Origin of the sequence: Streptomyces sp. LS1784 (assembly GCF_020103755.1) — a bacterium.
GTDB lineage: Bacteria > Actinomycetota > Actinomycetes > Streptomycetales > Streptomycetaceae > Kitasatospora.
The window spans coordinates 1-7,002 of record NZ_JAHSQD010000431.1; the positions used below are offsets into that span (position 1 = coordinate 1).

Below are 7,002 nucleotides of genomic sequence, written 5' to 3' on the forward strand. Positions count from 1 at the left end.
CGGTGGCGGCCCCCGGCCAGGCGCCGGCCAGCAGTTGGACCCGGCCGCGGTCGAGGTCGGCGAGGACCGTCAGGTCGAGCTGGGCACCGGGGGCCTGGCCGGCGGGAGCGGGGGCGCTGCTCGCAGGGGCGCCCGAGCCGCTTGCGCCCACCGTGTCGCCGTTCGCTGCGGCGCCGGAGCCCGGCAGGCCGTAGGAGCGGCTGCGCATCACGCTGTCGGTGTGCACGGGCAGGTCGCCGAAGAGCTTCTGCCGGTACGCGGCGACTGCCCCCTCGTCCTTCGTCCGCTGGTCGAGCCCGTGCTCGCCGGTCACCGCCACGATGGTCCGGGCGTGACCGGGCCCTTGGAGCGCCTGCCGCAGGCCGGCCTCGCCGACACTGCTGTTGAAGGCCACCAAGGCGGTCAGCACGGACGTGGTGATCAGCACCGCAAACAGGACGGCGGCAGCCAGCGGCACTCGCGCGCGCAGTCGGCGCACGACGAAGCCGAGCATCAAGTTCCTCCCCCGGATTCATGTCCCCGGCTGCATCCCCGAGCCCCGCTCATCGGTCCGATCCGAGTACAAATCGGCCATAGATGGACACATCGCAAGCACACCGGCGCATTGATCACCGGCAATCGGTCGCCGGATAGCGGACGATGCTGTCAGATTCGATCGAGGAACGGAAGGGACTTGCGCGAATCAAGTAAGCAATGAGCAAATTCCTTTCATTGATAGCATCCCGGCCGGGGATGCCCTCACTTGAATGCCATGCACACTTCACAACTCCGGCTTCAGCGCGTCCAGTTGGCCCGGGACACCGTCTTCTCGGATTCCCGCCCGGGAGCGCGAACCACCGGAGCAGTCATATCCGTAGAACCCGACGGGACCCGGACGGAACCGGGTTGCCACGCCCACAGGGGGGACGTCGCATGACGCAGCACCAGGCCTCCACCGCCGCCGACACCACCACCCAGCCGATGGTGGCCGTGACCGACCTCCGCCGGAGCTTCGGCACCGGAGAGCGGGCCGTGCACGCCCTACGCGGCGTCTCGTTCACCGTCGGCCGCGGCGAACTCACCGCGCTCAAGGGCCGGTCCGGCTCCGGCAAGACCACCCTGCTCAACCTGGTCGGCGGCCTGGACACGCCGACCGGCGGCAGCATCGCGCTGGACGGCATCGACCTCGCCGGGCTGGACGAGGACGGCCGGCTCGCCCTGCGGCGGGAGCGGATCGGCTTCGTCTTCCAGTCCTTCGGGCTGATCCCGATGCTCACCGCGGCCGAGAACGTCGGCGTGCCCATGCGGCTGCGCAAGGCCCCGGCAGCCGAGCGCGAGGAGCGCGCGCACACCCTGCTCGCCCTGGTCGGCCTGGCCGACCACGCCAACCAGCGCCCCGGCGAGCTCTCCGGCGGACAGCAGCAGCGCGTCGCCATCGCCCGCGCGCTGGCCAACGAGCCCAGCCTGATCATCGCCGACGAGCCGACCGGTCAGCTGGATTCGGAGACCGGCCGCTCGATCATGGAGCTGCTGCGCGCGGTGGTGCGCAGCGAGGGCGTCACGGTGCTGGTCGCCACGCACGACCCGACGCTGATGGAGCTCGCCGACCGCGTGATCGAGGTCCGGGACGGGCGGATCATCGAGGAGGAGGCGGAGCGGGCGGCGTAGCGGGACAGGTCCCGGGCGGGTCGCAGCCACGGGGCATGGCGAAGGCGTGGGGATGCGGGGTGCGTCCTCACGCCTTCGCCATGCCCGCGCTCAGCCCTTCGCCGGGACGATCGATCGGGCGCGGAGGCGTGGGCAGGCCGGGTCGGACCCCAGGCCTGCGAATCGATGAATGAAAGTGTGACAGAACGTCATTTTCGGTGATCCATCACCGCCGCGACCTTCGTCGCCTCACCGGAACTCCATTGTCAGTGGCATGGGCTACGGTCGCCGACGACTCGCAGGAATCCGCTGCACCGGAGGTTCGATGACGATCTGCTGCCGCATTCTCCGGAATTTCCCGGCCTTGCGGGAACTCGCCCGAAAAGCACGGTCGTGGTGGCCGGCAGCACCGCCGACCACCACGACCGTCACCTCGTCCCCCGGGTCACCGGGGGCTGTCACGTCAGACTGCCGGGAAGATCTCCGCGTCCGGCTTCAGCAGCTGGCCGGGCTGCGGCGCGGTGCCGTCCACCAGGTAGCGGGTGACCATCTGGTTCAGCGCCGTGCTGCGGCCCACGGCACAGTGCTCGATCGAGTCGACGCTGACCAGCACGGCGTTGCCCAGCTCCTGCTGCATCCGCTGCGCGAACTTGTACTGGGTGGCCGGGTCGTAGAGGTTGCCGATCACCATCACGGTGTTGGAGGTCTTCTTGTTCCACGGGCCGGAGAAGCGCTCGGCGTCCCGGGCCGGGGCCGGCCAGCTCGCGCACGCCGGCGCGTCGAAGGCCTGGTAGCGGCCGAAGGTCGGCGCCTCCTTCTCCCAGGTCTTGGCCGCGGTCGCGAACACCCGGTCGTTGGACGGGTACGGCTTGTCCTGGCAGTTGACGGCCAGGTAGGAGTCGTCCGCGGTGTACTCGGAGTCGACCGGGGCCTCCCGCAGCGCCGCCCGCGGGACGTTCACCGAGAGCAGGTTGGCGTCCTCGTCCGAGACGTTCGCCTGCGGGGCCAGCAGGGCGGTCGCGGCCGGCTTCTGGAACACCTGGTAGGTCGCCTGGAGCGACTTGGCCAGCGGGGCCAGCTTGGCCTGCGAGTACAGGGCGCTGGCCACCTCGCCGGTGAAGCTGCTCAGGGTCACCTGGGAGCCGTTCGGCAGCGTGATCGGGCTGGTCCGCAGGTGGTCGCGGAGCTGGTCGAACTTGGCCCGGGTGTCGCCCTCGCCGAAGGCGCAGCGCGGGGCGCCGGCAGCCTGGCAGCGCTTCAGGAACTCGTCCAGGGCCAGCTCGAAGCCGTTCGCCCGCTGGCGGTCGTACTCCATGCCGTTGTGCAGGCGCAGGTTCGGGTCGACGTTGCCGTCGACGATGATCGCGCGGACCTTGTTCGGGTACATGTTGGCGTACGTCGAACCGATCAGGGTGCCGTAGGAGAAGCCCGCGAAGGTGAGCTGGGAGTCACCGACGGCGCGGCGCATCCGGTCGAGGTCGCGCACCACGTTGATGGTCGACATGTGCTCGATCAGCGGGCCGGCGTTCTTGCTGCACGCGTCGCTGTAGTCCTGGTCCGCGTCCAGCGTCTCGTTGATCTCGGCCTTGGTGACCGGCACGCCGACCATGCGGTTGGTGACCGCATCGGCGTCTTCCTGGGTCTTGAAGCACTTGAGCGGGTTGCTTCGGGCCACGCCGCGCGGGTCGAAGCCGACCAGGTCGAACTTGGACTGCACCTCGGCACCGAAGCGGGAGGTGGTCGCCCACATGTAGCCGCTGCCGCCCGGGCCGCCGGGGTTGAGGAACAACGAGCCGATCCGCTTCGACGGGTCGCTCGCGCGCCGCCGCATCATGGCGATGCCGATCTTCTCGCCCGACGGGTTGTCGTAGTCCAGCGGCACGGGGTAGACGGCACAGTCGTAGATGCCGGGGTCCGGCTTGCTCGGGTCGGGGTTGCACGGCGTCCAGGCGACGGGGTCGACCTTCGCCTCGGCCAGGCCCGGGGCCTGGTCGAAGGGCGCCGCCGACGCGGCGACGGCGGTGCCGGTGACAAGCGCGAGGGCGCAGGTGACTGCTCCGGCCAACGTGGATATGCGGGACAAGGAACCTCCTCCGTACTGAAAGGGCGGCCCCAGCCTGTCAGCCGGAGATCTCTCTGTGAAGACCTGGGAGCAGCGGAAATCATCCGCTCGACGTACCGCGGATCGCAGAACATTCTGTGAATGAACCAACTTGACGTTTGATTGACCTGATGCCGCATCAACCGAACGCACCAACCCGCCGTAGGCCGTCCGGGTCGGCGGAGCCGGCCCGGTGTCCGGATTCCCGGCACGGCCCACCTCCCGGGTGCCTCCGCTGTGACGCGGCCGGCCGTGACGACCCGCGGTCACTCTCGATCAGCGCGATGGCGATGATCTCCCGCGCGTTCTCCGGCGCGGCGGCGTGCCGCCGGACGCGGGCCGGGCGGGGTCCGGTTCGTGCGGGCCGCGTCAAACTCGCCTCAGCCGGCGGCCGCCACCCTCAGGGCGGCCGCCACCAGCCCCTGGATCGCGTCGGCCGCGGGCTCCCCGCCGCCCACCAGGTGCTCGAAGACCAGGCCGTCGATGCAGGCCAGCAGCGTGGCCGTCCGTCCGTCGGGGTCGGGCACCCCCTGGGCGGCGAGGAACGCGCGGACAGCGGCGCGCCCGGCGTTCTCCCGCGGGACGAGGATCTCGCGCAGCTCGGGATCGCGCACGCTCTCCACCGCGCAGGCGTACCGGGCGAGCGAGCGCCGCCGCCCGTCACCGGACAGCCGCCGCCGCATCAACGCGCCGATTCCGTCGGCCAGTTCCGCGGCCGAACGGACCGGCACCTGTTCCCCCATGGCGTGCAGCTCGCCCTGGTCCAGCTCCACCAGCCGCCGCACCAGTGCGGTGAGCAGCGCCTGCCTGGTTCGCAGGTAGGCCGAGGTGGTCCCGACCGGCAGCCCCGCCGCCGCGTCGACCGCACGGTGGGTCAGTCCTCGCACGCCGAGGTCCGCGAGCACCCCGATCGCGGCGTCCGCCAACACCGTCCGCCGGTCCGGCCGCCCCGCATCGTCCCGCTTCCGATCCTCGTTTCGCCGCATCCCCCCTTTCTACCGGCCCCGCGCCACCCCGCCGCGCACCCGCTCGGTCCGGACCGGTCCCGGCCGCCGGCATCCCACCGCCCGGGCGGCCCCCGCCACCCCCGACACCCCCGTCCGCCTGTCGAAAGCCCCGTAGTACGCTCCTTCTACAGATGTAGAAAACAGCGCGGCGACACGGGAAGGACCGGGCATGAGCGGCAACAGCGCGGTGGTGGTCGGAGGCGGGATCGGCGGACTGGCGGCCGCGATCGGGCTCCGGCTGGCGGGATGGGACGTGACCGTGGTCGAGCGGGCGGCCGTCCTGGACGACGCGGGCGCCGGCATCTCACTGGCCGCCAACGGGATGCGCTCGCTCGCCGCCCTCGGCGTCGGCGAGGCGGTCGAGGCGGCCGCGCGCCGCCAGTACACCGGCGGCACCCGGACGCCGGACGGGCGCCGGCTCGCCGCGATGGACGGGGCCGCGCTGGAACGCGAACTGGGCGCCCCGATCGTCGGCATACCCCGCGCGGCCCTGCACCGCATCCTGCGCGAGGCGCTGCCCACCGAGTCCCTCGTCATCGGCGCCGAGGTCACCGAGCTGGACACCACCCAGCCACTGCGGGTCCGCGCCGGCTTCGACGGCACCACTCTGGAAGCCGACCTGCTGGTGGCGGCCGACGGCATCAACAGCCGTGTCCGGCGCCGCCTCTTCCCGGCCCACCCCGGGCCGGCCTACAGCGGCTCGACGGTGCTGCGGGCGATCACCGAGCACCCGGTCGACGGGCTCAAGGCCGACTTCGAGCTGACCTGGGGCCACGGCGCCGAGTTCGGCCACATCGCCTTCCCGGACGGCACCGCCGAGTGGCACGCCGTCCTGAACGCCCCGGCCGGGATCCGCTACCGGGACCCACTGACCGAGGTCCGCCGCCGCTTCGCCCGCTGGCACGAGCCGATCCCCTCACTGCTGGCCGCGACCCGACCCGAGGCGGTACTGCACCACGACGTCAACGCGCTGGACACCCCGCTGCCGTCGTACGTCTCGGGCCGGATCGCGCTGCTCGGCGACGCGGCTCACGCCATGACGCCCCACCTCGGCCAGGGCGCCTGCCAGGCGCTGGAGGACGCGGTGACCCTGGCAGCGGCGCTCGCCGAGGCCCGGACGGTCGAGGGCGCGCTCGCCCACTACGACGCGGCCCGCCGCCCGCGCAGCCAGACCGTGGCCCGCGACGCCCGCCGGGCCGGCCGGATGGGCCAGCAGCTCGCGAACCCGCTGGCGGTCGGTCTGCGCAATGCCGCGATCCGGCTCACCCCGCCCGGCGCGATGGTCCGGACCGTCCTGCGGCACGCCGACTGGACGCCACCCCGGATCGCTCGCCGTGCCGCCTAGGCAACAACCCGATCCCCCGCTTGACCGGGAATCAGGTTAGGCGCCATATTACTTTCGTGACCCAGCAGCCCGAGACCGGCCCCACCGCCCCCAGCCTCGACCAGGCCCGCCGCCAGATCGCCCGTTACGGCCTCACGGCCGATCCGCAGGCGATCCTGGTCGCGACCCGGCTGATGGCGGCGGGCGCCCGGCTCGGCCAGGCCGGCGAGGTGCACTTCGGCCGCTTCGGCCTCTCCACCGGCCGCTACCGACTGCTGGCGGACCTGGAGGACCACGGCGGCGAGAAGTCCCCCTCCCAGCTCGCGACGAGTCTCGGCGTCTCCCGGGCGACCGTGACCGGCCTGGTCGACGGCCTGGAGCGGGAGGGGCTGGTGGCCCGTCGGCCGTCCACCGAGGACGGCCGCGGCAACGTGGTGATCCTCACCGCACGGGGCGCCGACAGGCTGCGGGAGCTGGCGCCCGAGCACTTCACCCGGATGCAGGCCCTGGTCGGGGGCCTCTCCCCCGAGGAGCGCACCACCTTCCTGGACCTGCTGGCCAGGGTGGTCGCGGGCATGGACGCGCTCACCGAGGACTGATCCGCACCCAGGCGGACCGCCGTCCGGCGGCCCGCCTCTCCTCAGCCCAAATAGTTAGGTGCCTAAGCACAAATACTTAGGCACCTGAGTGCAACGGAAGGAAGTCCGACCCATGAGCAAGAAGATTCCCGGCGCTCCGCCGCCCTTCGTCCTGTGGCGCGAGGTCCTGGTCGCCTACGCCATGCCCGCCGCCACGGCCGGAACCGGCGGAGCCGTCACCGGCCAGCCGCAGCTGGTGGCCGCAGCGCTCACCACCATCGGCGGCACCTCCGCCCTGGTGGCCGCCGCACTCGGCGCCGTGCTGCGCCGCCGGCCCGTCCGCGCCCGTCCCGCCCGTACCCCGCG

General features: G+C 72.2%; 5 protein-coding genes and 2 pseudogenes. 4 read left to right on the forward strand and 3 right to left on the reverse strand.

The features are described 5' to 3' along the window. A pseudogene (locus tag KS423_RS33625) lies at positions 1 to 493 on the reverse strand (hypothetical protein); the annotation flags it as partial. A gap of 419 nt (positions 494 to 912) precedes the next feature. Between KS423_RS33625 and KS423_RS33630 the strand changes: the two are divergent. Next, on the forward strand, positions 913 to 1,647 hold the full coding sequence (locus KS423_RS33630) for an ABC transporter ATP-binding protein (protein ID WP_224283545.1): 735 nt from the start codon (positions 913 to 915) through the stop codon (positions 1,645 to 1,647). 442 nt (positions 1,648 to 2,089) lie between these two features. On the opposite strand, the gene KS423_RS33635 is transcribed toward KS423_RS33630, so the two are convergent. After that, positions 2,090 to 3,709, reverse strand: a complete 1,620-nt coding sequence (locus KS423_RS33635) for an alpha/beta hydrolase (RefSeq protein ID WP_224283546.1) — start codon at positions 3,707 to 3,709, stop codon at positions 2,090 to 2,092. Between the two features lie 398 nt (positions 3,710 to 4,107). Beyond that, on the reverse strand, positions 4,108 to 4,713 hold the full coding sequence (locus tag KS423_RS33640; RefSeq protein ID WP_224283547.1) for a TetR/AcrR family transcriptional regulator: 606 nt from the start codon (positions 4,711 to 4,713) through the stop codon (positions 4,108 to 4,110). A gap of 190 nt (positions 4,714 to 4,903) precedes the next feature. Between KS423_RS33640 and KS423_RS33645 the strand changes: the two genes are divergently transcribed. The 3 genes and pseudogenes from KS423_RS33645 to KS423_RS33655 form a co-directional block, all read left to right on the forward strand. Continuing rightward, on the forward strand, positions 4,904 to 6,079 hold the full coding sequence (locus tag KS423_RS33645) for an FAD-dependent monooxygenase (protein ID WP_224283548.1): 1,176 nt from the start codon (positions 4,904 to 4,906) through the stop codon (positions 6,077 to 6,079). Positions 6,080 to 6,135: 56 nt separating this feature from the next. Continuing rightward, on the forward strand, positions 6,136 to 6,657 hold the full coding sequence (locus KS423_RS33650) for a MarR family winged helix-turn-helix transcriptional regulator (RefSeq protein ID WP_224283549.1): 522 nt from the start codon (positions 6,136 to 6,138) through the stop codon (positions 6,655 to 6,657). A 112-nt stretch (positions 6,658 to 6,769) separates the two neighbouring features. Continuing rightward, positions 6,770 to 7,002, forward strand: a pseudogene (locus KS423_RS33655) (hypothetical protein); the annotation flags it as partial.